Source organism: Virgisporangium aliadipatigenens, assembly GCF_016863615.1.
Taxonomy (GTDB): Bacteria; Actinomycetota; Actinomycetes; order Mycobacteriales; family Micromonosporaceae; genus Virgisporangium; species Virgisporangium aliadipatigenens.
In genome coordinates, this window is the sequence record NZ_BOPF01000004.1 from 155674 (window position 1) to 180168 (window position 24495).

Genomic DNA, 24495 nt, shown 5'->3' on the forward strand with positions numbered 1-24495 from the left:
GGGCACTCTCAGTAGGCCCCGGAGCGGCGCAGAACGGCGCTGAGGGTGCGGGCCAGGATCGCCAGGTCCATGGTGAGTGACCAGTTCTCCACGTAGGTCAGGTCGAGCCGGATGGACTCCTCCCAGGAGAGGTCGGAACGGCCGGAGACCTGCCACAGGCCGGTGAGCCCGGGCTTGACCACCAGCCGGCGGCGCATGTCCGCGGGGTAGCCCGCCACCTCGCGCGCCAGCGGCGGGCGCGGACCCACCAGGGACATGTCGCCCTTGAGCACGTTGAGCAGCTGCGGGATCTCGTCGAGGGAGAGCCGGCGCAGCCACTTGCCGAGCGGCGTGACCCGGGGGTCGTCGCGCATCTTGAACAGCTCGCCGTCGGTCTCGTTCAGGTCGAACAGGTCGGAGAGCCGCGCCTCGGCGTCGAGGTACATCGAGCGGAACTTGTACATCATGAACGGCTGGCCGTTCTTGCCGACGCGTTCCTGACGGAAGATCGCCGGCCCGCCCGCACCGCCCGGCGCGAAGCGCACCAGCGCGGCGATGGCCACCAGCAGCGGCGCCGACATGAACAGCAGCTGCAGCGCCAGGGCCCGGTCGAACACGGTCTTGACGAAGCGCCGGCCGCCCTTGAGTCGCGGGTGCTCCACGTGCAGCATCGGCAGCCCGTCGACGGGGCGGATCGTGGTGCGGTCGCCGGCGACGTCGACCAGGGTGCTGGCGACGATGAGGTCGATCTCGTCGCGTTCGAGGCGCCACGCCATGCGCCGCAGCGCCGCGCCGTCGATCTCGGCACACGAGAGCACCACGACCGTGTCGGCGCCGGCGTACGCCACCGCCGCGGCGACGTCGTCGAACGTCCCCAGCACCGGCGGCAGGTTGCCCGCGGTGCGGCGCTCGGCCGGGCCGATCTGGCGTTCGGGCAGGCAGGCACCGATGACGCCGAGCCCGTGGTAGCGCTCACGGCTGAGCCGGCGCGTCATCTCTCCCACCGCCAGGTCGTGTCCGACCAGGATGACCCGGTGCAAACGCTCACCACGCGCCCATGAACGGTGCAACCGTTGCCGTGCGGCATAACGCCACGCGACTCCGGCAAAAGTCATCAACGGCATCGCGATGATGACGTATCCACGGGCTAATGGAAAATTGGCCACATAGGCAACGAATGCGAGTGCCGCCGTGAGTCCGAGACCCGAGCGAAAAACTCTGGCGTATTCCTCGTTTCCCACGAAGAGGTGCCGATGCTCGTACGTGCGGTTGAGAGCGAGCGCGGCGAGCCAGGCGAACGGTAATGCGAGCGTCACCCACAGGTATGTGCGCGTGGAGGGTGTCCCCGAGGTCGGTCCGAATCGAATTTGCAGTGCCGCGAATGCGGACGCGAGACCGACCAGCGAGTCGACTCCCGCGAGCGTGGCCACATAACGCAGGCGCCAGCCGTTGCGGCCGGCGCCGAGGGTGTGTGGCGTCGGGTGGGACGGGTATCGCTTTACCGGCTCGACTGCGGTGGTGTCAATGGTCGGTTTCATCTCGACCGAGTGCACGCCCGCCTCCATCAGCTATGCCGACCATGGTTTTTCTCGTGCGCATCGTATGCGGTGGATCCCATGAGGGAACGCGCGGCGGAAGCACCACGGCAGAAGGCTGTCCAATCGAGCGGCTTTACGCCAGTGCGTCTCGCGTATTGAACACTAAAGGTCGAGTTAATGACAACTAAAACTAGTCAGCCTGCTCGCCTTCGGCTCAAAGCAGCAAATCGGGAAGATCCATCCTCGGCACCGCAGATCAGGCGGGTTCTTCGAGGGTGACGGCGGTCGATCCGTTGGGGCGTAAAAGCTTCTTCGTCCCGACTGTCCTAAAAGGACCATCGTGCTCATGACGGAATGTTGCACAATGAGCACGGAACGTCGAGAGCCCTTGCCCCGTCTATGGATCTGAGCGTGAGGGCGGCCCTACCCCTAGTGTCGGGAACCGGCCTGACCTGGCGCGCGGCGTGTCCCACATCATGGGACACTTAAGGTTCGCTCTGCGCAGGCTCAAGATCACTCTCGGTCCTGATATTCAGAATGTAATTGCGGAGAAACTGAGAGTCCGCATTTTCGGCCTGTCGCGCGATGAATTCGTCCCGCCGAACGATCGGTTGCCCGTATTCGACTTTCGGTCAGCGGCCCTCATTCGTGCGGCGTGAACGGATCCTATCGCCGGACATTCAAGAGATCCACCATCCGGAGTATCGGTTGGGTCAAGGGCCCCGCTCACGCCGGAACGAACACCAGCCGGCCGCTGATGACGGTCAGCCGCTCCGGAGTCAGATCGCAATAAAAGACCAATTCCTCCGGATGGCTGAACCCTCCGTGTGCTTCTCGTTGCGCTATGAGACGGTGCGCATCCTCGGCAGGGATTTCCAGCTCCCGCACGAGAACCTCCGCAGGTACATGGTTGATGTCGATCAGGCCGCCGTCGTCGTAGTCGCGCGGAAGGTCGGGCCGCCCGATCCTCAACTCGAACGCCAGATCCGGCTCCCGGGCCAGGATCTGGCGGGCCTTCTTGCGGCGGCGCAGCCGTGCGCGGGCCTCGGCGACGGCGATGCCGGACGTCGGCCGCGCCGCGCTCATCCCCGAGGAGAAGACCAACCAGTCGTGCGTGGCCATCCGCGGGACCGCCACACCGCGCGCCACCGCCAGCGCGGGTACCAGGTACGGCACGGGTGTGCCGTGCGGCGGGGTCGGCCCCGACGGCCGACCAGGCACCGGCGCGGCACCTGAAGTCGGCGCTGCGCCCAGCGCCGGAGGGATGGGCGATGTCGGCGGCACATAGGGCGCGAGCGGCACCCGCACCGCCGGGGTCGGCACGGCGGGCGCCGTCGGCTGGTGCGGCGCGGGGACGCGGTGTGCAGTCTCGCGAGCCGGCGCGGGATCGCGCTGCCAGTGGACCGCCGGGAAGGCCGTCGCCGGAATCGCGGCGGCGGTCGTCGCGTCGAGCGCGGGAGCCGCCGGCGCATCCGGCGCGGTCGGCATCTCTACCTCTATACCCCGCAGCGCGGCGACGGCGTTGATCGCCGCGACCCGGCGGTGCAGGATCGGCGCCGCCCACCCGGCATGCACCACCCCGAGCACCCACACCGCGGCAAGGATCGCGAGCCGGACGGGGAGCGGGAACGGCGTGTGGTCCCAGTAGCCGAAGACGTCGAACGGTGGTCCGGTGCCGATCAGGATCGCGACGACGTAGTAGGCGCTGAGTTGGATCTGGCTGTCGTCGCCGAGTCGCCAGCCGGCGTGAAAGAGGAGCGCCGGGGTCGCCCATCCGCCGGTCCAGAACGCCAGATCCTTCCAGTACCGCTCCGGGATGAGTCGTGGCGGCTTGCGTGGACGCGCCCGCTTACCCATGTCCGCCTCCTCAGGTCGCGCTCGCGACGCCGGGATTCGACAGCCGTTTGACCAGCATGACGAGGAGGTCCCAGATCGCCTCCACAGTCGAGGCCGCCAGCTTGACCCGGCCCCAGTAGGCCTTGAAGAGCTTCTTGATGACGTGGATGATCTCGACCACGAAGTTGATCAGCTCGTTGATGACGGCTGCCGCGGTGGGTGCGGAGGTGCCGACCACCAACGTCGTGGCGATCTTCGCGATCTTGCCGATCCCGGCGACGACGACTCCACTGATGAAGACGTCGATCTCGGTGAAGAGCTGCTCCGCGGCTTCGGCGATGAGGTTCAGCACGGTGGCGCTGCGGTCGCAGATGTTTTTCCAATTGGAGAAGTCGTTGTGCCAGTAGTTGCGCACGAAGCTCTCGAACGTCTGGGCGGCGGGACCGTCCCACAGGGGCGCCAGTGAATCCATCCCGAACTGGACGTTGCGGTCGATGCCCCAGACGCCGAGGTCGCCGCCGAGCTGCTGGTAGCCGCGCGCCAGCTGGCGCACCTTGCCCCAGTCGCCGACGAACAGGGGAACCAGTTCGTTCATGATGCTGATCTTGACGATCTTCTCGAGGATGCTGTCGACCAGCTTCACGCTGCTCATGAGCTTGTCGAGCTTCTTGCCCATCTCGTCCTTGTACTCGGGCGGCGGGGGCCCGATCGCGACCGGGTTTTCGAAGTGGCCCTGGTGGCTGGTGTCGGAGACGGACTGGCCCTCGGCGCGGTGCACGTCGACGCTTGCCCAGATCTGCTCGGCCGCCGCTTGATCGGTGCGTTCGTAGGCCGCCGCGCTCGCGTCGACCATGCTTGCGGTCGTCTCGAGGTTTTTGCCGAATGCGTCGGTGACCTTGTGCTGGATGTCCTGCAGCAGCTCGGCGACGATCTTGGCATCGGCCCACATGACGCCGGTGAGGCCGTCGGTGTCGGCGCAGTGCTTGTCGCAGTATGAACGCAGGTCGGTGATGTCGTCGATGTCGACCGTGAGCTGCTTGGCGTAGGACCGCAGGGCCCAGGGGTGGGCGTAGATGGGCTCGGTCATCGCCGGGCCTCCTTGGCGAGCTCGGCGGCGGCCTCTTCGGGCGTGGCGCCGTCGCGAATGGCCTCTGCGAGCGGCGCCAGCTCGGCCAGCCGCGCGTCGATGAGCCGGCTGGCGGCGCCGCCCTCGCCGGCGAGCACCGCGTCCCACGAAAGCAGCCCGAGGTCGATGCGCTCCTGCGCCTCGCGCAACTCCGGAGGTGCTCCGGCCGTACGGGCATACGCGGTCAGCTCCGCGAGTGCCTCGGCCTTTGCCCGCGCGGCTTCCTCCTGCTGCTGCTCGAACCACCGCCGCAGCTCCGAGACGGTGTCCTGCCAGTCGTCGTACGCACCCACCCCGTCCATGCCCCGCCTCCCTATCGGCATCCTTCGCTGGACAGTCACGCTAGGGCCGCCGTCACCGGACCCGGAAGAACCACTTTCCCGCTGTGGATAACCTTGCCCGCGTGCGTATACTCGCCTACGAATAATCATCGGGGGGTGAGGGCGTGGCCAAGCGGAAGGTGCGCAACCTCCTCGCGCTCGCCCTCCTGGGTGTGCTGTCCGAGCGGCCGATGCACCCGTACGAGATGGCGTCGGTGCTGCGCGAGCGCGCCAAGGACACCAGCATGAAGATCCAGTGGGGTTCGCTCTACACCGTGGTGCAGAACCTGGAGAAGCACGAGTTCGTGCGCGCCACCGAGACCACGCGGCAGGGTGGCCGTCCGGAGCGCACGGTCTACACGATCACCGAGGCCGGCCGGGCGGAGCTGGTCGACTGGCTCAGCGAGCTGGTCGAGCGGCCGCAGCACGAGCACAACAGCTTCGAGGCCGCGCTGTCACTGGTCGGGCACCTGACGCCGGACCGGGCGATCGAGCTGCTGCGGCAGCGGTTGTGGACGCTCGACGCCGACGTCGACAACATCACGCGCAGCCTGCGGCAGATGGTCGAGGAGTTCAATTTTCCCCGGGTGTTCCTCATCGAGGCGGAGTACCGGCTCACGATGATCCGGGCGGAGGCCGACTACGTGCGCGCCCTGCTCAAGGAGATCACGGAGGGCAGCATCTCCGGGATCGAGGGCTGGCACGCGTACCACCGCGACAGGGAGGCGCCGAAAGCCGAGCACTGACAGAGCGACGGCCCCGGGCGGTGCGGCAACACCGCGGCGGGGCCGTCGACCCCGAAACCACGTCCGTCAGGGACGGAACCCGGCCACAGGGCTGCAACCGCAAGGATAGCCGGGTGCCCTCCCCGGCGGATCGTTCCCGCGATCCGTGAAGGAGGAGCCCGTGAGCGACGACGTCGTCACGGCACATCAACTCGTCAAGACGTATCCGAAGGGCATCCGCGCGCTCGACGGGCTTTCCGTCGACGTTCGGCAGGGCGAGGTCTTTGCCCTGCTGGGGCCGAACGGTGCCGGTAAGTCCACGACCATCAAGATCCTGACCACGCTGGCCCGTCCCGACTCGGGCACCGTCACCGTCGCCGGGCACGACGCACTGCGCCGGCCCGAACGGGTGCGGCGGCTGATCGGCGTGGTGTCGCAGCGTTCGGGGGCGGATCCCGTCGCCACCGGGCGGGAGAACCTCGTGCTCCAGGGCCGGCTGTACGGGCTGCGCGGCACCGACCTGCGCCGGCGGGTCGGCGAACTGCTCGACCGGTTCGACCTCGGCGGAGCGGCCGACCGGGCGGTGAGCACCTACTCCGGCGGCATGCGGCGCCGGCTCGACGTGGCGCTCGGGCTGGTGAACCGGCCGCGGGTGCTGTTCCTCGACGAGCCGACCACGGGGCTCGACCCGCAGGCGCGTTCGGCCATGTGGGCGGAGATCGCGCGGCTGTCCGCCGACGAGGAGCTGGCCGTCCTGCTGACCACGCACTATCTCGAGGAGGCCGACCGGTTGGCCGCACGACTGTCCATCGTGGACAGTGGGCGGGTCGTCGTCCGGGGCACCCCGGAGACGCTCAAGGCGGAGCTGCGCGGCGACGCCGTTCACATAGAACTGCGGGACCACACCGCGGAACCGGTGGCGCGGGCGGCTATCGCGCGGGTCCCGGGCCTGCGGGACGTGACCCTCGACGGGCGGCGACTCTCGGCGCGGGCCGACGACGGCGCGGCGGCGGTGCCCGACGCGCTGGCCGGTCTGGACCGGGCCGGCCTGGCGGTCGCCACCGTCACCGTCGCCCGGCCGTCGCTGGACGACGTGTACCTGCGGCACACCGGCCGCACCTTCGCCCAGGCGGAAGTCGGAGCGGGCGCGGAAGCGGAGGCCAGGGCATGAGCGACACGCTCTTCATGACCCAGCGGCGGCTCAAGGCGCTGGCCAAACAGCCGTGGTTCCTCTTCTTCGCGCTGGTCCAGCCGATCATCTGGCTGTTCCTCTTCGGGAACCTGTTCCGGCGGATCGTCGAACTGCCGGGCTTCGGCGGCGGCTCGTACCTGACCTACCTGGTGCCGGGCGTCGTCGTCATGAGCGCCATGTCCTCGAACATGTGGGCCGGCATGGGCACCCTCGAGGAGATCGAACGCGGCACGCTCAACCGCTTCCTCGTCACGCCCGTCCGGCGCGGCGCCATCATCAACGCGAACGTCATCGAGCAGGCGCTCACGACGACGTTCCAGTCGGTGGCGATCGTGCTGCTCGGGTGGGCGGCCGGCGCGCACTACCCCGGCGCGCACTACCCCGGCGGCATCGTCGGCGTGCTCGTGCTGCTCGTCGCGGCGGTGTTGCTCGGCACGGTGTTCAGCGCCATGTCGAACGCCGTCGGCATGCTCGTGCGCCAGCGGGAAACCATCATCGGGCTCAACACGCTGCTGTTGCTGCCGTTGACGTTCCTGTCGACGGCGTTCATGGCGAAGGAGCTGATGCCGGGGTGGATGCGGGCGCTCACCGGCGCCAATCCGGTCGACTGGGCGCTGGCGGCCGGCCGTGGCGCGCTCACCGACAGTCCCGATTGGGGGCGGGTGTGCGCCAACGGCGGGGCGCTCCTGCTCCTCGCCGGGCTGGCGGTGTGGCTGTCGACCCGGACGTTCCGGGCCTACCAGCGGGCGGTGTAGCGGGTGAACGCGCCGGGGGCCGGCGACCTCGCGGTCGACGGCCCCCGGGCGAGAGAGGGTGGTGCTGCTCAGTTCCAGTTGTAGGCGTACGCGCCGCCGCGGCAGCTGGCCGACGAGAAGCCGATGACCGAGATCGCGTTGCCGCAGACGTTGATCGGCGCCTGGAACACGAAGCTCGACTGGTTGCCGTTGCCGAAGCCGTAGTTGTGGCTGCTGTGCCAGCCGGCCGAGGCCGGGGCGCTGAACATCAGTGCGCCACCGACGGTCAGGGCGGAAATGGCGGCGAGCCGGAGGACCTTCTTCTTCACGATGATGCCTTTCCCCGTGTGTGTCCGCCGGGCGCGGAGGCCACAGCGGTGCGTCAGGCATAGCTAACCGCAACCCTGAGTTATTTTTCCGGTTTTCTCGTGATTTCGGACTTTACGGCAGGTGGGGGTCGGACGTGGGGACAAAGTGTCGGACCCCGGCGCTAGCGTTCGCGCGTGACACTCGCCTCGTTCAAGGATCTGATCGTGAAGGCCGGGGACGCGCTCGCCCTGGCGGCGTTCTGGGGAAGGATTCTCGGCGCCGAGTCGACCGATCTCGGCGATGCGTCGGCCCGGCTCGACGCCGACGGCTTCCGGGTGTGGGTCGATCCCGTGCCGGAGCCGCATCCGGGGCAGACCCGCGTGCATCTCGACCTGCGGCTGCCGACCGCCGACCCGGCCGCGTTGGTCGCCGCGGGCGCGCAGGTGCGGCGCGAGCCTGGCGGCGACATCGGCTGGTGGGTGCTGGCCGACCCGGAGGGCAGCGAGTTCTGCGCGTTCCCACCGCGCGAGGGCTACGCGAGTGGCGTCGACGAGCTGGTGACCGCCTCCGCCGACCCGGTGCCGCTCGCGCACTGGTGGGCCGGGATCCTCGGCGGCACCGTGCGGGAGCAGCCCTACGGCGCCGACCTCACGGGCGCGGCCGGGTTCCCGTGGCGCACCTGGTGTTTCGACCGGGTGGCCGACCCGCGGGTCGCACCCAACCGGTGGCACTGGGACGTCACGCTCACCGGCGGGGCGACCGTGGCCGCCGTGCAGGCCGCGGGGGCGCGGCTGATCCGCCCACGCGGCGGAGATTTGCACTGGTCGGTGTTCAAAGACCCGGATGGCAACGACTTCTGCGTGTTCGAGGCACCTGAGGCATCCCCGCCGACGACTGCGTGATCGCCGACCACTACCCTGGGTGCATCAAGGCTTTCTTGGGGGTGGTGGTGAAAGCACCCCCGCATCGGGCTGCCCCGGTGCGGGGGTGCTTTCGAACCGCCGCTACCAACGATGGTGGATCTGCGGGCGGATGAGCTCGTCGTACACCCGGCCGACCGCGCGGCGGGCCCGATCCGTCAGCGGCTCCTGGCCGGCGACGGCGGCGTTCGACCGCGCCTGCTCGGGATTGCGCGCACCGGGGATCACCACCGAGACGCCCGGCTGGTCGATGACCCACCGCAACGCCCACTGCGCCGTCGACACGCCCGACGGGACGTACTCCCGCAGGGCGCGCACCGCCTGCAGCCCGGTCTCGTAGTCCACCCCGGAGAACGTCTCGCCGACGTCGAACGCGGCACCGTGCCGGTTGAAGTTGCGGTGGTCGTTCTCGGCGAACGTGGTCTGCTCGTCGTACCGGCCGGACAGCAGTCCACTGGCCAGCGGCACCCGGGCGATGACGCCGACCCCCGCCTCCGCCGCGACCGGCAGCACCTCGGTGACCGGCTTGAGGCGCAGGACGTTCAGGATGATCTGCACCGTCGCCACACCCGGGCGGGCGATCGCCGTCAGGGCCTGCGCACAGGTCTCGACGCTCACGCCGTAGGCCGCGATGCGCTTCTCCTGGACCAGGGTGTCGAGGGCGTCGAACACCTCGTCGCTGGCGAACACCGCGTCCGGCGGGCAGTGCAGCTGCACGAGGTCGAGCGTGTCGACCTGGAGGTTCTCCCGGGAGCGGTCGTTCCACTCGCGGAACGCCGCCAGGGTGTAGTTGGCCGGCTCCTGGGGCACGCGGCGGCCCATCTTCGTGGCGACGAAGACGTTGGCTCCCGTCTGCCGCAGGAAGCGGCCGATGAACTTCTCGCTGCGGCCGTCGCCGTACACGTCGGCGGTGTCGAAGAAGGTGACCCCGGAGTCGACGGCCGCCTGCAGCGTGGCGAACGCCGAATCCTCGTCCACCTCGCCCCAGTCGGCGCCGAGCTGCCAGGCGCCGAGTCCGATCACGCCGACCGGCGTACCGGTGCGGCCGAGAATGCGCTGTTCCATGCGGCAACCGTAGGGTATCTACCAGCCGTGATCCTGCTCGGCACCTCCGGATGGCAGTACAAGGACTGGCGCGGCCGGCTGTACCCGCAGCGGCTGCCGCAGTCCCGGTGGCTGGAGCACTACGCCACGCAGTTCGACACCGTCGAGGTCAACAACGCGTTCTACCGGCTGCCCGAGCGGGACACCTTCGCCGGCTGGCGGGAACGCACCCCGGACGGTTTCTGCTTCGCCGTCAAGATGAGCCGCTACCTGACCCACATCAAGCGGCTGCGGGAGCCGGCCGAGCCGGTCGAGCGCTTCCTCTCCCGCGCCACCGCGCTCGGCGACAAGCTCGGCCCCGTCCTGCTCCAGCTGCCGCCGACCCTCCAGGCCGCCCCCGAGCTCCTCGACGCCGTCCTCACGCTCTTCCCGCGCGAGGTGCGGGTCGCCGTCGAGCCGAGACACAAGACTTGGTGGAACGACGAGACGCGCGCACTCCTGACGCGACACAACGCGGCGCTGTGCTGGGCCGACCGCCACAGCCGCCCGATCACTCCACTGTGGACGACCGCCGACTGGGCCTACCTCCGCCTGCACGAGGGCCGCGCCAAACCCTGGCCCAACTACGGCAGAGCCGCCCTGCGAACCTGGCTGCACAGAATCCCGCGGGACATCCCGACCTACGTCTACTTCAACAACGACCCCGGCGGCGCGGCCGTGGACAACGCGCGCACCCTGCGGGCCCTGCACGAGCAAGCCGCCGCCGAACGTGTGTGAGCTCACGGATATCAACTAGCCGGATGATCTCCCTGAACTCACACACGTCCGCACTCAACTCACACCCGTGTGAGTGCGACCGCCTACGCCTTGGGGAGCCGGACGACGAACGTACATCCCGGGCCGGAGTGCTCGCCGAGCGACAGGGATCCGCCGTGCCGCTCGACCACGACGCGGGAGATCGCCAACCCCAGCCCGCTGCCCGGGATGCCCGCCTCCTTGGCGCCCGCGCCCCGGAAGAACCGGTTGAACAGCTTCGACCGGTCCGCCTCCGGGATGCCCATGCCGGTGTCGGAGACGGTCAACGCCACGAACTCCGGCCCGTCGTCCGCCAGCCGCACGGTGATCCGGCCGCCGCGCGGCGTGTACCGGGCGGCGTTGCGCAGCAACGTGTCGATCACCTGGCGGATCCGCGGCACGTCGGCCTGCGCCATCAACGACGGCGGCACGTCGACGATCGTGCTGTGCCCGCGCTGCGCGATCTCCGGCTCCGCCTCGGCGAGCGCCTCGCGCAGCAGGCTCGCCAGGTCGGCCCGTTGCGGGCGGACCGTCGCGTCGCCGGAGTCCAGCGCGGCGAGATCGAGCAGGCTCGCGATGATGCCGCGCAGCGTCTCCGCGTTGCGCGCCACGACCGTCAGCAGTTCGCGCTGCTCCTCGGTCAGCTCCGGGTCGTCGAGCACCAGGTCGGTGTAGGAGGAGATCGACGTCAACGGGGTGCGCAGTTCGTGGCCGACGAGGCCGATGTACTCGTCCTTGCTGCGGGCCAGTTCGGCGGCGAGGCCGGCGGCGCGACGGCGTTCGAGGTGCTGGCCGACGTGCGCGGCGACGCCGGCCAGCAGCGCGGCGAGCACCCGCTGCGGCTCCTCGACGTGCGTGGAGAAGAACGACAGCACGCCGAGCGTGTGCTCCGCGCTGCGGATCGGCAGGGCCACCCCGGCGCGCAGCCCCGTGCGGGCCATCGTCTCGGCCGAGATCATGTCGACGGTGGTGAAGTCGCGCACCCAGACCGTGCGCGCGCGTTCCCAGGCGACGCCGGCGAAGCCCTCCCCGCGGGCGAGGCTCTGCGGGGTGATCGCCAGGTGCGCGGCACCGTCGCGGTCGCACGTCGCGGTGAGCCGCAGCAGCCCCGCCTCCTCGTCGACCAGCCAGAGCGCGCCACCGGCCCATTCGAGGGCGTCGGTGACGGCGCTGAGGAGTTCCTCGCCGATGCCGGCCGGGTCGTCGTTGCGCTCGAGGATCCGGGCGACCGCCACCTCGCAGTCCTTGAAGCGATCCGTGCGCACCTGGTCGGTGGTCTCCATGACGGCCAGCACGGCGCCGAGCGTCTCGCCGTCCGCGCCGTACATGCGGTGGCCGTTCGCCCGGAAGTACCGGGGGGAACATCCCGGCAGGTGCACGCTGTACGGCAGGTCGCGCACCTCCTCACCGGCGAGGGCGCGCAACAGCGGGATCCGCTCCTTCGGGATCGGGGTCCCGTCCGCCTCGCGCAGTTCGTACCGGCCGTCCCAGCTCTCGCCGAGTTCCTCGGGAACCTCGAAGATGCGGCGCATCGCGTGGTTGAGCAGCACCGGCCGGCCCTGGGCGTCGCACGCCGCGACGGCCGTGTCGATCGACTCCAGCAGCGCCTCCAGGAACGCCCGGTGCCGGGCCGCCTCCCGCTGGCCGTCCATGCGTTCGGTGGCGTCGTGCAGGAACGCGTGCACCACCGGGCCGTCCGGTCCCGGCGTCGTGCTCAGCGCCATCTCCACCGCGAACTCGTGCCCGTCGCGGTGCCGCGCCCAGATCAGCGGCCGGGCGGGCTGATCCGTCCGGTGGCCGGCGAGGGCGCGGGCGGTGCGCGCCGCGGCGCGGGACTGCTCGGCGGCGACCAGGTCGTCGAACGGCCGGCCGACCGCCTCCGCCGGCTCCCACCCGAACATCGACTCGGCGCCGCCGCTCCACTGCAGGATCCGCCCGCCGTGGTCGACGGCGACGTAGGCCTCCCGCATGGCCGCGAGAACGGTGTCCACCTGCGCGGCCGCGAGGGTGCTCCGGCTGGCCGACTGGTCGTTCGCCAGCAGGTTGGTGAACAGGTCGGCGGCGTCGCGCACCACGTCCAACTGCTCGGCGCTCCACTCCCGGGACGCCACGTCGGCCACGCAGAACGCCCCCACGGCCGCGCCGTCGAGCCGGATCGGGTAGCCCGCGTAGGCGTGCAGCCCGGCGGCCCGCGCCCGGGCGCTGAGCTGCGGGGCGTCGACGACGACGAGCGCGTCCTTCGCGATGACGAACTGGCACATGGACTCGTCGACGGGCACCTCGGCCGGCGCCTCGGCCCCGTGCACGGCCAGGAACCGCTCACTGTCGGCGTCGAGCAGGGAGATCGCGGCGTACGGGACACCGGCGGCGGTCGCGGTGAGGCGGGCCATCCGCTCAAGCGGCAGGCCGGTCGCGGTGAAGAGCAGGCGCGCGCGTTCCACCGCAGCAAGTCGCCCGGGACGACGCAGCACGATGGTCTCCGTCCCTACCGCTGGTAACTCGTTGTCCGCGCCGCACACGCTGACCCCTTTTGCCGGATAGGACCAGTGTGCCCTATCTTTCCCGTTACCAAACGCGCATGCGAGCTAACAAGCCCCCGACTCGTATGTTGTCTCCCGTGAACGATGACGCGTATCGGATCGGCATCGACTTCGGCACCTCCAACACCGTCGCGGTCTACACCGGACCGGGCGGACAGGTGCACCCGCTGGTGTTCGACGGTTCGCCGACGCTGCCCTCGGCCGTCTGCCTCAACGACACCGGCGGCCTGCTCGTGGGGCCGGACGCCGTGCACGCCGCGCGGGTGCACCCCGAGTCCTACGAACCGCACCCGAAGCGGCGCATCGACGAGGACGTCGCGCTGCTCGGCGGCCGCGAGATCCCCGTCGCCGACATGATCGCCGCCGTGCTGCGCCGCGTCGTGACCGAGGCCCGCCGGGTCACCGGCCACGCCCCGGGCCGGGCCTTCCTGACCTACCCGGCCGCGTGGGCGCAGACCCGGCGCGGTCGGCTCGCCGCGGCCGCCGAACGCGCCGGCCTCACCGGCATCACGCTGATCCCGGAACCGGTCGCCGGCGCCGCCTCGTTCCTCGCCGTCGCCGGCGCGGCCGTCCGACCCGGGGCCTGTGTCGTGGTCTACGACCTCGGCGGGGGAACGTTCGACGCCTCCGTCGTGCGCCACGGGCCGGGCGGCTTCGAGGTGCTCTCCACGGAGGGGCTGGAGGAGGCCGGCGGGCTCGACGTCGACGCGGCCGTCATCGAGTACTTCGGCACGGTCTTCGCACCCCGGCACGAAGCGGCCTGGCGGCGGCTCACCGCACCGGCGACGCCGGTCGACCGGCGGGCGCACCGGCTGCTGTGGGAGGACGTGCGGACCGGCAAGGAGATGCTCTCGCGCACCTCGTCGACCGTGATCCACCTGCCGCTGATCGAGGAGGACGCGCCGCTCGGGCGGGGGCAGTTCGACGAGCTGGCCCGGCCGATCCTGGACCGCACGGTGCGCACCACCCGTTCCGCCATCGCGACCGCGGGGATCGCGATGTCGGAGGTGGCGGGGATCTTCCTGGTCGGCGGGGCCAGCCGGATGCCCCTGGTGGCGACGCTGCTGCACCAGGCGTTCGGCACGGCGCCGACGATTCTCGACCAGCCGGAGCTGGTGGTGGCCCGGGGAAGCCTGACGATCCCGGATCCGGCGGCTTCCGCGCGGCCGGTCGCGGGGCCGGCCGTCGCGGGGCCGGTGTCGGGGCCACCGGCCGAGGGGCCGGGATTCGCGGGGAGCGGGGGCGGGCGGCCCGGGACAGCCGGGACGCCGGCGGGCTTTCCGGCGGGCGGCTGGTCCGAGTCGACGGGCGGCCCGGGTGGTCCGGGCGGATCTCCGGTCGGCGGGTCCGGCTTCTCCGGCGGCGGCGCGGGGTTCCCGGCCGGCGGGCCAGGACAGGCGGGCGCCGGGCCGGGTGGGTCGGGCTTCTCGTCGGCCGCTTCGGGCGGTCCCCTGGGGCCGGCTTCCGGCGGGCCGACCGGCTCGACCTCCGGCGGGCCGGCGGCTCCCGCTTCCGGCGGCGGCGCCTTCGGCGGGTCGGGCTTCGCGGCTCCCGGACCGGCGTCGGGCGGGCCGGCGTCCGGCGGGCCGACCGGCTTCGCGGGTCCGGTGTCGGGCGGCTCGCGCACCGGCGCCCAGGCGACCGGCGGCTCGCACTCCTCGAGTTGGTCCCACTCGTCCAGCGGTTCGCACACCACGTCGGGCTCGTTCGGCGTGCCGCAGCCCGTCTCGGGGATGCCCGGCGGCCCGCCCGTGGTGCCGCTCTCCGTCCCGCCGGTGCCCGGCCCGATGACGACCGGCCCGATGACGGGGCCGGTGCGCCCGGCTCCGAGCGGCCCCTACCCCGCCCCGCCGCGGCGGAGGTCGTCCAACGGGCCGTGGATCCTGGTGGCCGTTCTCGTCGTGGTGCTGGTGTGCGTGTCGGGCCTGTTCGTCCTCATGAACCTCGGCGGCGACGACGACCCCACGGGCGACCGGGCCGGCGACGTGGGCGCGACGCGGGGAGCCGCGACCCGTGGCCCCGCCGGCACGCCCGGTTCGACCGCCGGTGCCGCCCCGACCTCGGCGCCCTGGATCGGCCGCTGGGCCGGCCCGATCAAGCAGGGCAGCCAGTCCTACGACATCGACGTGACGCTGAAGGGCGGCGCCGTCAACGCGGTGATCGGCGAGGTCGCCTACGACCCGCTGAACTGCTCCGGCATCTGGACCCTGACGGCGGCCACCGACCAGGAGGTGCGGGCGAAGGAGACCATCACGAACGACCCGAAGCGCACCTGCGTCGCCACCACGCTGGTGGCGTTCCGGCCGATGGACGCGAACCGGATCCTGGTGCAGATCTACACGTCGATGGGCTACCAGGCGGACCCGATCGCCTCCGGCATCCTCAGCCGCAAGTGACGCCGGTCAACCGACCGATTCGGCCACCTCGGCGTAGGGCGCGGTGGACCACCAGCGGAACGACACCCGCGAGATGGTCCGGTCGTTCACGAACGTCACCTCCACGGCCTCGTCGCTGAGCCGCCGGATCTCGACCTGGTACCCGTCCTTCGGCACGGTCTCCTGCACGCGCGCGGTCCCCGGTTCGACCCAGACGGCCACGTCCCCGCCGAGCGTGCGGAACGTCCGCCGGAACGCCGTCCCGCCCGCGCCGTTGGAGACCGGCGACCACGACGGGTTGGGCGCCGGCGGGGTGACCCCGGGCGGCCGGGTCCCGGAGGGCCGCGGCGAACTCGGCACGTTCACATATCCGGGCACCGAATTGGAGGCGTTTCGTGTCTGCGTAGGAGCGGAGAGTATCGAATGGATGCTCAACCAGGAGGCTCCCGCCACAATCGCGGTGGCGAGAGCCCAGGCAAGTAGGTAGGCAACCCGAAGTCGCACGGACTCATCCTGCCCCAGCGGCCCCGGAAGTCTCAAAGCCCAGTACGGTGCATGCATGGCAACGGTGTTGCTAGTCGAGGACGACCACGTCATCCGTGGTGCGCTGCTGCGTTCCCTGACCGACCTGGGGCACACGGTGTACGCGGTCGGTACCGCCCTGGAGGCGTTACGGAGAGTGGCGTCCGATGCCCCTGACTGCGTCGTTCTCGATCTCGGTCTGCCCGACCTCGACGGGTCCGACGCCCTGCGGATGATCCGCGGGGTGTCCGACACGCCGATCATCATCGCGACGGCTCGCGACGATGAGGCCGAGATCGTGCGGCTGCTCAAGGCCGGTGCCGACGACTACATGGTCAAACCGTTCACCAGTGCGCATCTCGACGCGCGGATGGCATCCGTGCTGAGGCGCACCGGACGGGCGACCCGCGAACCTCCGTCGATCATCGAGGCGGGCGGGCTCAAGGTGGACCTGGCGCAGCGTCAGGCGTACCTTGACGGCGCGCTCCTCACGCTGACGCGCAAGGAGTTCGACCTGCTGGCCTACCTGGCCGCCCGTCCGGGACGGGTGGTCTCTCGTCGGGAGTTGCTGGAGGAGGTATGGCGACAGCCCTCGGTGGGGGAGGACCAGACGATCGACGTGCACCTGTACTGGTTGCGGAGAAAGCTGGGCGAGAGCGCGGCGGCACCGAAATACCTGCACACCGTGCGGGGGGTCGGCGTGCGCTTCACGGCGGGTCCGGCCTAAGGGCCGCGCTCGCCTACGTCGCGGTTGCCGTCACGGCCATGGTGGCCGTGGCGTTCCTCATCCCGCTCGGCATGGTGGTCCAGCAGATCGCCGAGGAACGCGCGCTCGCCGACGCCCAGCGTCAGGCGGCCGCGGTCGTCGCCGTGCTCACCGTGACCGACAACGTCGTCGCGATCGACAACGTCATCGCGACCACAAGTGGACGTTCGATCGGGCGGGTCGCTGTGCACGGCCTGCCCAGCGGGCGGATCGGTGACGGGCACGCCGCGCAGGCCGAGATCGACGCCGCCGGCCGCCAGTCGCGCACGAGCGTGGTGGACGCGCCGGGCGGTGAGTCGTTCCTCGAACCGGCGCGCCTCGGCGACGGCACCGTCGTGGTGGTCGAGGTCTTCATCCCGATGGAGGAGAGCAGCAAGGGCGTGGGCGTCGCCTGGCTCACGCTGTGCACGCTCGCGATCGGGCTGGTGGCCGTCTCGGTGTGGGTCGGCGACCGGCTCGCCGCCACGGTGGTGGGTTCCGCCAAGGGGCTCGCCGACGCCGCGAAGTCGCTCGGCGACGGGCAGCTCGGCGTGCGCATCGTGCCCAGCGGTCCACAGGAGCTGGTGGAGGCCGGTCTGGCGTTCAACAGCATGGCGGATCGCGTCGTGGCGCTCCTCAAGGGCGAACGGGAACTGCTCGCGGACCTCTCGCACCGGCTGCGGACCCCGCTGACCGGCCTGCGGCTGGACACCGAGCCGATCGAGGGCCCGCTCGGCGAACGGGTGCGCAACTCGATCGCGTCGCTGGAGGCGGAGGTCGACTCGATCATCCGGGCGGCGCGGCAGCCTCCGGCCAACACCGGGGAGATCACCCGCCTCAACGCCGACGGCGAGCCGGTCCAGGTGAAGACCGACGCGGCGGATGTCGTCCGCGAGCGGATGGTCTTCTGGTCGGCGGTCGCCGGGGACCAGGGGCGCACCTGCAAGCGGGTCGGTGCCTCGCTGCCCGCCCCGGTCAACGTGGCGCGCGCCGACCTGGTCGCGGCCATCGACGCCCTGCTGGGGAACGTCTTCCGCTACACCCCGCAGGCCACCCCGATCGAGGTCGCGGTGACCCGTAGGGACGGCTGGGTGGCGGTGCGCGTCGACGACGGCGGCCCCGGCATCCCCGACCCGGACGCGGCGCTCAAGCGCGGCGTGAGCAACAAGGGGTCGACGGGCCTGGGCCTCGACATCGTGCACAAGCTGGCGGCGGGAGCCAACGGCGCGGTGAACATCGGCCGCAGCCGCTTCGGCGGGGCGAGCGTGGTGGTGCTCCTGCCGGACGCCGAGGCGCCGCCGCCGCCCACGGGCACGCGCTTCGGTCTGGTCGGCCGGCTCTCCCGGGAGCCCCGGCGCCGCAGGCGCGCCCGCGACTGAGGGTGACGTGGGGGCCGCATTTCTGGCGGATTCCGTCCTGAAATGCAAGCCGCGAAGTGACGCTCCGTCGACCCTGGTCACGGCTGCGGCAAATCCGGATTAGGTCCCGGTTAAGGGTGATGACCAAGGGTCGGATGCCCGACTAACGTTCTCGTTGTTCCCACCGGACGCACCGGTTCCGCCCCCTGTCCCGCCCTGTCGAAACGGTGCGTCCAAGCTGCGAGGGTGCAGGTCGGCTCGGCCCCGACCTGCGCCCTCGCTTTATTGCGTCCCGGGGTCCGGCGAGAACACCTAGGGGAGTGCTCTCAGGGTGCTGACCGGGATCGCTCCCGATGATTCTCGGCAGCCCGCGCCCATAGCGTCCAGCACGTGACGGATACAAGGCGGCCGATGACGGTCCGGGTGGCGCGGTGGAGCGCCACCCACCCGTGGCGGGCGATGGGGATGTGGATCGTCTTCGTTGCCCTGTGCTTCGTGGTCGGCAGCGCTGCCGGCCTCAAGGAATCCGACGGCGACGACGCGATCGGCGAGTCGGGTCGGGCGAGCACGATCTACGACGAGGCGCACTTCGACGACCCGGCGGTCGAGAGCATTCTGATCTCCGCCCGGAGCGGCGCCCTGGACAAGGCGGCGGCCGAGAGCGTGGCCAACGACGCGATGGGCCGGATGCGGACCCACAAGGACGTGGCGAAGGTCGACGGGCCGATCCCGTCGCCGGACGGCACCGCGATCCTGGTGCGCGTCACGATGGCCGGCGACCCGGACACGGCCACGGACCGCGTGCAAGGGCTGCGCGACGTGACGGCCGCCGTTCAAGCGGATCATCCGGAACTGCGGGTCGAGGAGACCGGCGGCCCCTCGATCAACCGCGCGCTCGACGAGACGCTGGGCAAGGACTTCCAGCGGGCCGAGTTCCTGAGCCTGCCGGTGACGCTGCTGATCCTGGTGGTGGCGTTCGGGGCGCTGCTGGCGGCCGGCGTGCCGATCCTGCTGGCCGTCTCCTCGGTGATGGGCGCGATCGGCCTGTCGACCCTGGCCTCGCACCTGTTCCCGGCGAGCGACGCCACCAACAGCGTGATCCTGCTGATCGGCATGGCCGTCGGCGTCGACTACTCGCTCTTCTACATCCGCCGGGAACGCGAGGAGCGGGCCCGCGGCCGGGCCCATCTGGACGCGGTGGAGATCGCCGCGGCCACGTCGGGGCACGCCGTCGTGGTCTCCGGCGTCGCCGTGATGATCTCGATGGCGGGGCTGTTCCTGGCGAGCGACACGACGTTCTCGTCGCTGGCGGTCGGGTCGATCCTGGTCGTGGCCGTCGCGATGCTCGGTTCGCTGACGGTACTGCCGGCGATGCTGGCCAAGATGGGCCGCTGGATCGACCGGGGTCGCATCCCGGGGCTGTGGCGGCTGACCGCCCGCCAGGGGCCGCCGCGGTTCTGGCCGGCGGTGCTGCGCCCCGCCCTCAAGTACCCGCTCCCCACGCTGCTGGTCTCGGCCGGCATCCTGATCGCGCTGGCCGTTCCGGCCCTTTCGATGGAACTGCGTCTGCCCGGCGCCGAGGACCTGCCCCGCACGACACCGGCGATGCAGGCGTACGACCGGTTGACGGCGGCGTTCCCAAGTCAGGGCACCACCCACATGGTGGCCGTCAAGGCACCGGCGGACCAGCGGGAGAAGGTCGACGCCGCCCTGCACGCCATGCTCGACAGGGCCGGCGCGGATCCGCTGTTCAGCACCGCCGAACGGCCGGAGATCGAGGTGTCGGCCGACGGCCGGGTCTCCATCGTGGAGGTGCCCACCCCGTACTCCGGCCGCAGCGAGCAGGCCGCCGACTCCCTCGCGAAGCTGCGCGGGACGCTGGTGCCGCAGGCGCTCGACGGCGTGCCGGGCGTCGAGTACGCGGTCGGCGGGTTCGTGGCCGGCAGCGTGGACTACGCCGACCACGTGCGCTCGAAGCTGCCGCTGGTGATGGGCTTCGTGCTGCTGTTGACGTTCATCGTGATGGCGGTGACGTTCCGCTCGGTGGTCGTGGCGCTGACCTCGATCGCCCTGAACCTGCTCTCCGCCGGCGCCGCCTACGGCCTGCTGGTGCTGGTCTTCCAGGGAACCTGGGCCGAGGGTGTGCTCGACTTCCGTTCGATCGGGGCGATCGTCACCTGGCTGCCGCTGTTCCTGTTCGTGGTCCTGTTCGGCCTGTCGATGGATTACCACGTGTTCGTGGTGAGCCGGATCCGGGAGGCCGCGCTACGGGGGATGCCGACCCGGTCGGCCGTGGCGCACGGGATCACCACCTCGGCCGGAACGGTGACCAGCGCGGCCATCGTCATGGTGGCGGTGTTCTCGATCTTCGGAACGCTCAGCACGATCGACATGAAGCAGCTCGGCGTCGGGCTGGCCGCGGCGATCCTGATCGACGCGACGATCATCCGCGCGGTGGTGCTGCCGTCGCTGATGACCCTGCTGGGCCGCGCCAACTGGTGGGCCCCGCGCTTCCTGCGCAAGACGGAACAGCCGCCGGCGGTGCCGCCCGTGGCGATCCCCGCGCCGGACGAGCGCGAACTGATCTCCACTCGCTAGGGGGATATAAGCCGAGGGGCGTGATCGGGTCGGGGACCCCGGTTACGCCCCTCGGCCCGTCTTCTCCTGGAGTTCGTCGATGCGGCGGGAGGCCTCGGCCTTCGTAAGGTCCTCGGGCGGCGGCTCCTCGCCGGCCTCGCGGGCGAGGGTGCCCAGGTAGGAGGCCTGGGCGCCGGTCATCGGCTCGTCCCCGGTGGTCCAGTCGTCGGGGTCCTTGGCGGCGGTGTTGTCGACCATGCCGGCCCCATACCCAGGATCCGTCCGCGGGTCACCTGCCATGATCGTGACTTTTTACGGAAAACCGCCGCGAGACGACACTTTTTCGTAAAAGGTGACGATCATGCCAGGAGATGGCGGGCGGTTACTGGTCATCGGGGGAGCGGAGCAGCTCAATCCGGGGCGGGAGACCATCCTGCAGCGGTTCGTCTCCCTCGCAGGGGGCGCCGAGGCGCGGATCGCGGTCATCGCGACGGCCACCGCCGACCCGGCCGCGCGGGAGGCGGAGTACCGCGAGGTGTTCCTGCGGCTGGGCGCCGGCGAGGTGGGGCCGGTGCGGCTGAGCACCCGCGAGGAGGCCAACGCCGACGAGGCCGTCGCGCGGCTCGCCACCGTCAGCGGCGTCTTCTTCACCGGCGGGGACCAGCGGCGCATCACGAACATCCTGGGCGGCTCCCGGGTCGACTGCCTGCTGCACGCCCGGCTGGGCCGCTCCGACGGCGGCATCGTCCTGGCCGGCACGAGCGCCGGAGCGGCCATGATGTCCGGCACGATGATCGTCGGCGGTTCGGACTCGGACGGGCGCGTCGCGGCGGCCTGCGTGCGCACCGGACCCGGCCTGGAGTTCCTGCCCGGGGTGCTGATCGACATGCACTTCGCCGAGCGCGGACGCCTGAACCGCCTGCTCAGCGCCATCGCCATGTACCCGCACGAGCTGGGGCTCGGCATCGACGAGGACACCGCCATCGAGGTGCACGGCGACCGGTTCGAGGTGCTGGGCAGCGGCGCGGTGACGGTGATCGACGCGGGCCGCGCCACCCATCTCGACACGCCGGCCGAGGGCGAGGGCCCGATCGCGCTGTGCGGGGTGCAGCTGCACGTCCTGCCGGCCGGCTACACGTTCGCGCTGACCGAACGGCGCCCGCAACAGAGCGTGAGGACCTGACCCATGCGCATCGAGCACACCCGGCGCCTGCGCGGGCCCAACGTGTACCTCGAACGGCCGGTCATGGTGGCCCGGGTGAACCTCGACGGGTTCACCGAACGGGAGAGCACCGACGTGCCCGGCCTGGCCGAACGCCTCCTCGCCACCCTGCCCGGGCTGGCCGAGCACCACTGCGCGAGCGGTGCGCCGGGCGGCTTCGTGCGGCGCCTGCGCGAGGGCACCTACTTCGGGCACATCGCCGAGCACGTGGCGATCGAGTTGTCGGTGCGCATCGACCGCCGGGTGAACTTCGGCCGGACCGTCTACGCCGACGCGCCCGGCGTCTACGACGTGATCACCGAGTGCCCGGTCGACGAGCCGCCCGACTCGGAGCTCGCCGAGGATCTGCTCTGCGTCGCGATCGACCTCGTGACGGGCCGCCAGCGGGAGCCGCGCCTGGACGGGCTCGCCGAGCGGTGGGAGCGGCTGCGCCCGGGGCCGACGACCGACGGCATCGCCCGCGCCGCCCGCGCCCGCGGCATCCCCGTCGAACGGGTGGGCGCGCTCAGCCTGCTCCGGCTCGGCTACGGGCGGCACCGCCGCCTGGTGTGGGCCGCGATGACGGACGGCACGTCGGCCGTGGGCGTCGACATCGCCGGCGACAAGGAGCTGACCCGCCGGATCCTGGGCGACGCGGCGGTGCCCGTTCCCGAGGGAGGAACGGCGCGGACGGTGGAGGAGGCGCTCGCGATCCACGCCGCGCTCGGCGGACCCGTGGTCGTCAAGCCCCGGCACGGGCGGCAGGGCAGCCACGTCTACCTGGGGCTGACCTCGGCGGAGGCGGTCCGCGCGGCCTTCGACGCGGCGTCCGCCGACGGCGAGGTCGTTCTCGAGCGCCAGCTCACCGGGCGGGACTATCGGGTCCTGGTGGTCGGTGGTCACGTCATAGCCGCGGCGGAACGGCTTCCCGCGCACGTGGTCGGCGACGGCGACGCGACACTCGCCGAGCTGGTCGAACGCGCCAACGCCGACCCCCTGCGCGGCAGCGGACACGGCCGGGCGCTCACCCGGCTGCGGCTTGACGAGGTGGCGGCCGCGCTGCTGGAGCGGCAGGGGCACACGCCGGCCTCGGTGCCGGCCGCGGGCGAGACCGTCTGGCTGCGCGACAACGCGAACCTTTCCACCGGCGGCACCGCCCGCGACGTCACCGAGCGGCTGCACCCCGACGTGATCGACCTGTGCCGGCGAACGGTTGAGATCGTCGGGCTGGACATCGCCGGGATCGACCTGCGCCTGCCGGACGTCGCGGCGCCGCTGCCGCCCTGCGGCACCCGGGTCGACGGCGGCGTCATCGAGGTGAACGCCGCACCCGGCCTGCGCATGCACCTGAGTCCCACGGAGGGCCGGCCGCGCGACGTGGCCGGCGCGGTGGTGGGTGCGCTGTACCCGCCGGGGGCGCCGACGCGCATCCCGACCGTGGCCGTCACCGGCACGAACGGCAAGACGACCGTCGCGCGGCTGATCGCGCACCTGCTCGGCTGTTCCGGGCTGCGGGTGGGGCTTACCAGCACCGACGGCGTGTACGTCGGCGGCCGGATGGTGCAGCGCGCCGACGCGACCGGGCCGCGTTCGGCGCACGTGGTGCTGAGCGACCCGACCGTCGAGGCCGCCGTCCTGGAGACGGCGCGGGGCGGGATCCTGCGGCAGGGCCTCGGCTACGACGTGACCGACGTCGGGGTCGTCACCAACCTGGCCGCCGACCACCTGGGCCAGGACGGCGTGCGCACCCTCGACGACCTCGTGCACGTCAAGTCGCTCGTGGCCGAACGGGTCCGCGACGGCGGCGCGCTCGTCCTCAACGCCGACGACCCGCGGGTGCGCGACCTGATCTCCCGGCCCCGGGTGCGGGCCGCGCACAAGCGCCTGCTGTGGTTCGGGCTGTCGCCGTCGCCCCTGGTGCACACGCACGTCGAGAACGGCGGCACCGCCTACGTGCTGGTCGACGGGATGCTGGTCGAGCGCACCCGCGGGCGGGAGACGCCGCTGATCGCCCTGGAACGGCTGCCCGGGTCGTTCGGCGGCGCGGCCCGGTACGCCGCCGCCAACGCCCTCGCCGCCGCTGCCGCCGCCCGGGGACTGGGCGTGCCCGCCGAACGGGTCGCCGCGGGGCTGGCGGCGTTCGACCCGGCCGACGGCAATCCCGGGCGCGGGCAGCTGTACACGGTGGACGGTCGATACGTGCTGGTCGACTACGCGCACAACCCGGCCGCGATCGACGCCGTCGGCGAACTGCTGCACGGCGTGTGGGGACCCGAGCGCTGCGTGGCCGCGGTGACGCTGCCCGGTGACCGCAGCGACGAACTGATCGCGGACTGCGCGCGCGCCGTGGCCGACCGGTTCGGGCGTGTGGTGCTGTACGAGGACACCGACCCGCGTGGGCGCGCACCCGGCGAGCTGCCCGCGCTGGTCCGCGACGGCATCGCCGCCCGACGGCCCGACGCGGAGGTGACCGTCCTGCGGACCGTCGAGGAGGCGCTGCCCGCCGCGCTCGCCGTCGCCCGGGCGGGTGACGTGGTGCTGCTGCTCTACGAGCGGTTCGACGCCGTGGCAGGCTTGCTCGACGCGCTGGACGCCGGCCCGGTAGCGGATGTTACCCATTTGTTGGTTTCCCTGCCGGTCCCCTAGGGAACGGTGCGTC

General features: G+C 71.5%; 20 protein-coding genes. 11 read left to right on the forward strand and 9 right to left on the reverse strand.

Annotated elements, in window-relative coordinates; all coding sequences use genetic code 11:
• Positions 1 to 8: 8 nt before the first annotated feature.
• The 4 genes from Val02_RS07295 to Val02_RS07310 form a co-directional block, all read right to left on the reverse strand.
• Positions 9 to 1544 carry a sugar transferase gene (locus Val02_RS07295; RefSeq protein WP_308439984.1) on the reverse strand — a complete coding sequence of 512 codons (1536 nt, stop codon included), beginning with the start codon at positions 1542 to 1544 and terminating at the stop codon, positions 9 to 11.
• A gap of 699 nt (positions 1545 to 2243) precedes the next feature.
• Positions 2244 to 3374 (reverse strand): ComEA family DNA-binding protein, encoded by a 1131-nt coding sequence (locus tag Val02_RS07300; RefSeq protein ID WP_203898146.1) that lies wholly within the window; start codon positions 3372 to 3374, stop codon positions 2244 to 2246.
• A 10-nt stretch (positions 3375 to 3384) separates the two neighbouring features.
• Entirely contained in the window at positions 3385 to 4440 is a 1056-nt protein-coding gene (locus Val02_RS07305; protein ID WP_203898147.1) for a hypothetical protein, read from the reverse strand.
• The gene (locus Val02_RS07310; RefSeq protein WP_203898148.1) at positions 4437 to 4781 is read right to left on the reverse strand and encodes a hypothetical protein; all 345 of its coding nucleotides are present in this window, start codon (positions 4779 to 4781) and stop codon (positions 4437 to 4439) included. The genes Val02_RS07305 and Val02_RS07310 overlap by 4 nt, the downstream gene beginning before the upstream one ends.
• Before the next feature lie 143 nt (positions 4782 to 4924).
• On the opposite strand from Val02_RS07310, the gene Val02_RS07315 reads away from it, so the two are divergent.
• The 3 genes from Val02_RS07315 (at position 4925) to Val02_RS07325 (ending at position 7471) form a co-directional block, all read left to right on the forward strand.
• The gene (locus tag Val02_RS07315) at positions 4925 to 5545 is read left to right on the forward strand and encodes a PadR family transcriptional regulator (protein WP_239152514.1); all 621 of its coding nucleotides are present in this window, start codon (positions 4925 to 4927) and stop codon (positions 5543 to 5545) included.
• Between the two features lie 160 nt (positions 5546 to 5705).
• Positions 5706 to 6695, forward strand: coding sequence for an ATP-binding cassette domain-containing protein (locus tag Val02_RS07320; RefSeq protein WP_203898149.1), 990 nt, complete (start codon positions 5706 to 5708; stop codon positions 6693 to 6695).
• The gene (locus tag Val02_RS07325; protein ID WP_203898150.1) at positions 6692 to 7471 is read left to right on the forward strand and encodes an ABC transporter permease; all 780 of its coding nucleotides are present in this window, start codon (positions 6692 to 6694) and stop codon (positions 7469 to 7471) included. Before Val02_RS07320 ends, Val02_RS07325 begins: the two co-directional genes overlap by 4 nt.
• Positions 7472 to 7539: 68 nt before the next feature.
• Here Val02_RS07325 and Val02_RS07330 read toward each other — a convergent pair whose 3' ends face one another.
• Positions 7540 to 7779 (reverse strand): chaplin family protein, encoded by a 240-nt coding sequence (locus Val02_RS07330; RefSeq protein WP_203898151.1) that lies wholly within the window; start codon positions 7777 to 7779, stop codon positions 7540 to 7542.
• 174 nt (positions 7780 to 7953) lie between these two features.
• On the opposite strand from Val02_RS07330, the gene Val02_RS07335 reads away from it, so the two are divergent.
• Positions 7954 to 8661: a VOC family protein gene (locus tag Val02_RS07335; RefSeq protein WP_203898152.1), complete on the forward strand. Its 708-nt coding sequence runs from the start codon at positions 7954 to 7956 to the stop codon at positions 8659 to 8661.
• Positions 8662 to 8763: 102 nt separating this feature from the next.
• Here Val02_RS07335 and Val02_RS07340 read toward each other — a convergent pair whose 3' ends face one another.
• Positions 8764 to 9744: an aldo/keto reductase gene (locus Val02_RS07340; protein ID WP_203898153.1), complete on the reverse strand. Its 981-nt coding sequence runs from the start codon at positions 9742 to 9744 to the stop codon at positions 8764 to 8766.
• Between the two features lie 27 nt (positions 9745 to 9771).
• Here Val02_RS07340 and Val02_RS07345 point away from each other — a divergent pair, with 27 nt between their 5' ends.
• Positions 9772 to 10500: a DUF72 domain-containing protein gene (locus tag Val02_RS07345; protein WP_203898154.1), complete on the forward strand. Its 729-nt coding sequence runs from the start codon at positions 9772 to 9774 to the stop codon at positions 10498 to 10500.
• 83 nt (positions 10501 to 10583) lie between these two features.
• Here Val02_RS07345 and Val02_RS07350 read toward each other — a convergent pair whose 3' ends face one another.
• Positions 10584 to 12989 carry a PAS domain-containing sensor histidine kinase gene (locus tag Val02_RS07350; protein WP_203898155.1) on the reverse strand — a complete coding sequence of 802 codons (2406 nt, stop codon included), beginning with the start codon at positions 12987 to 12989 and terminating at the stop codon, positions 10584 to 10586.
• A gap of 146 nt (positions 12990 to 13135) precedes the next feature.
• Here Val02_RS07350 and Val02_RS48150 point away from each other — a divergent pair, with 146 nt between their 5' ends.
• Positions 13136 to 15454, forward strand: a complete 2319-nt coding sequence (locus tag Val02_RS48150; RefSeq protein ID WP_203898156.1) for an Hsp70 family protein — start codon at positions 13136 to 13138, stop codon at positions 15452 to 15454.
• Positions 15455 to 15460: 6 nt separating this feature from the next.
• Here Val02_RS48150 and Val02_RS07360 read toward each other — a convergent pair whose 3' ends face one another.
• The gene (locus tag Val02_RS07360; RefSeq protein ID WP_203898157.1) at positions 15461 to 15793 is read right to left on the reverse strand and encodes a hypothetical protein; all 333 of its coding nucleotides are present in this window, start codon (positions 15791 to 15793) and stop codon (positions 15461 to 15463) included.
• Between the two features lie 199 nt (positions 15794 to 15992).
• Here Val02_RS07360 and Val02_RS07365 point away from each other — a divergent pair, with 199 nt between their 5' ends.
• The 3 genes from Val02_RS07365 (at position 15993) to Val02_RS07375 (ending at position 20656) form a co-directional block, all read left to right on the forward strand.
• Entirely contained in the window at positions 15993 to 16682 is a 690-nt protein-coding gene (locus Val02_RS07365; RefSeq protein ID WP_203898158.1) for a response regulator transcription factor, read from the forward strand.
• 38 nt (positions 16683 to 16720) lie between these two features.
• On the forward strand, positions 16721 to 18079 hold the full coding sequence (locus Val02_RS07370) for a HAMP domain-containing sensor histidine kinase (RefSeq protein ID WP_203898159.1): 1359 nt from the start codon (positions 16721 to 16723) through the stop codon (positions 18077 to 18079).
• A 390-nt stretch (positions 18080 to 18469) separates the two neighbouring features.
• On the forward strand, positions 18470 to 20656 hold the full coding sequence (locus tag Val02_RS07375; RefSeq protein ID WP_203898408.1) for an MMPL family transporter: 2187 nt from the start codon (positions 18470 to 18472) through the stop codon (positions 20654 to 20656).
• 42 nt (positions 20657 to 20698) lie between these two features.
• Here the strand turns inward: Val02_RS07375 and Val02_RS07380 are convergent, their stop codons facing one another.
• The gene (locus Val02_RS07380; RefSeq protein ID WP_203898160.1) at positions 20699 to 20893 is read right to left on the reverse strand and encodes a DUF3072 domain-containing protein; all 195 of its coding nucleotides are present in this window, start codon (positions 20891 to 20893) and stop codon (positions 20699 to 20701) included.
• A 103-nt stretch (positions 20894 to 20996) separates the two neighbouring features.
• Here Val02_RS07380 and Val02_RS07385 point away from each other — a divergent pair, with 103 nt between their 5' ends.
• Positions 20997 to 21818 (forward strand): cyanophycinase, encoded by an 822-nt coding sequence (locus tag Val02_RS07385; protein ID WP_203898161.1) that lies wholly within the window; start codon positions 20997 to 20999, stop codon positions 21816 to 21818.
• A gap of 3 nt (positions 21819 to 21821) precedes the next feature.
• The gene (cphA, locus tag Val02_RS07390) at positions 21822 to 24482 is read left to right on the forward strand and encodes a cyanophycin synthetase (protein WP_203898162.1); all 2661 of its coding nucleotides are present in this window, start codon (positions 21822 to 21824) and stop codon (positions 24480 to 24482) included.
• Positions 24483 to 24495: the final 13 nt, after the last annotated feature.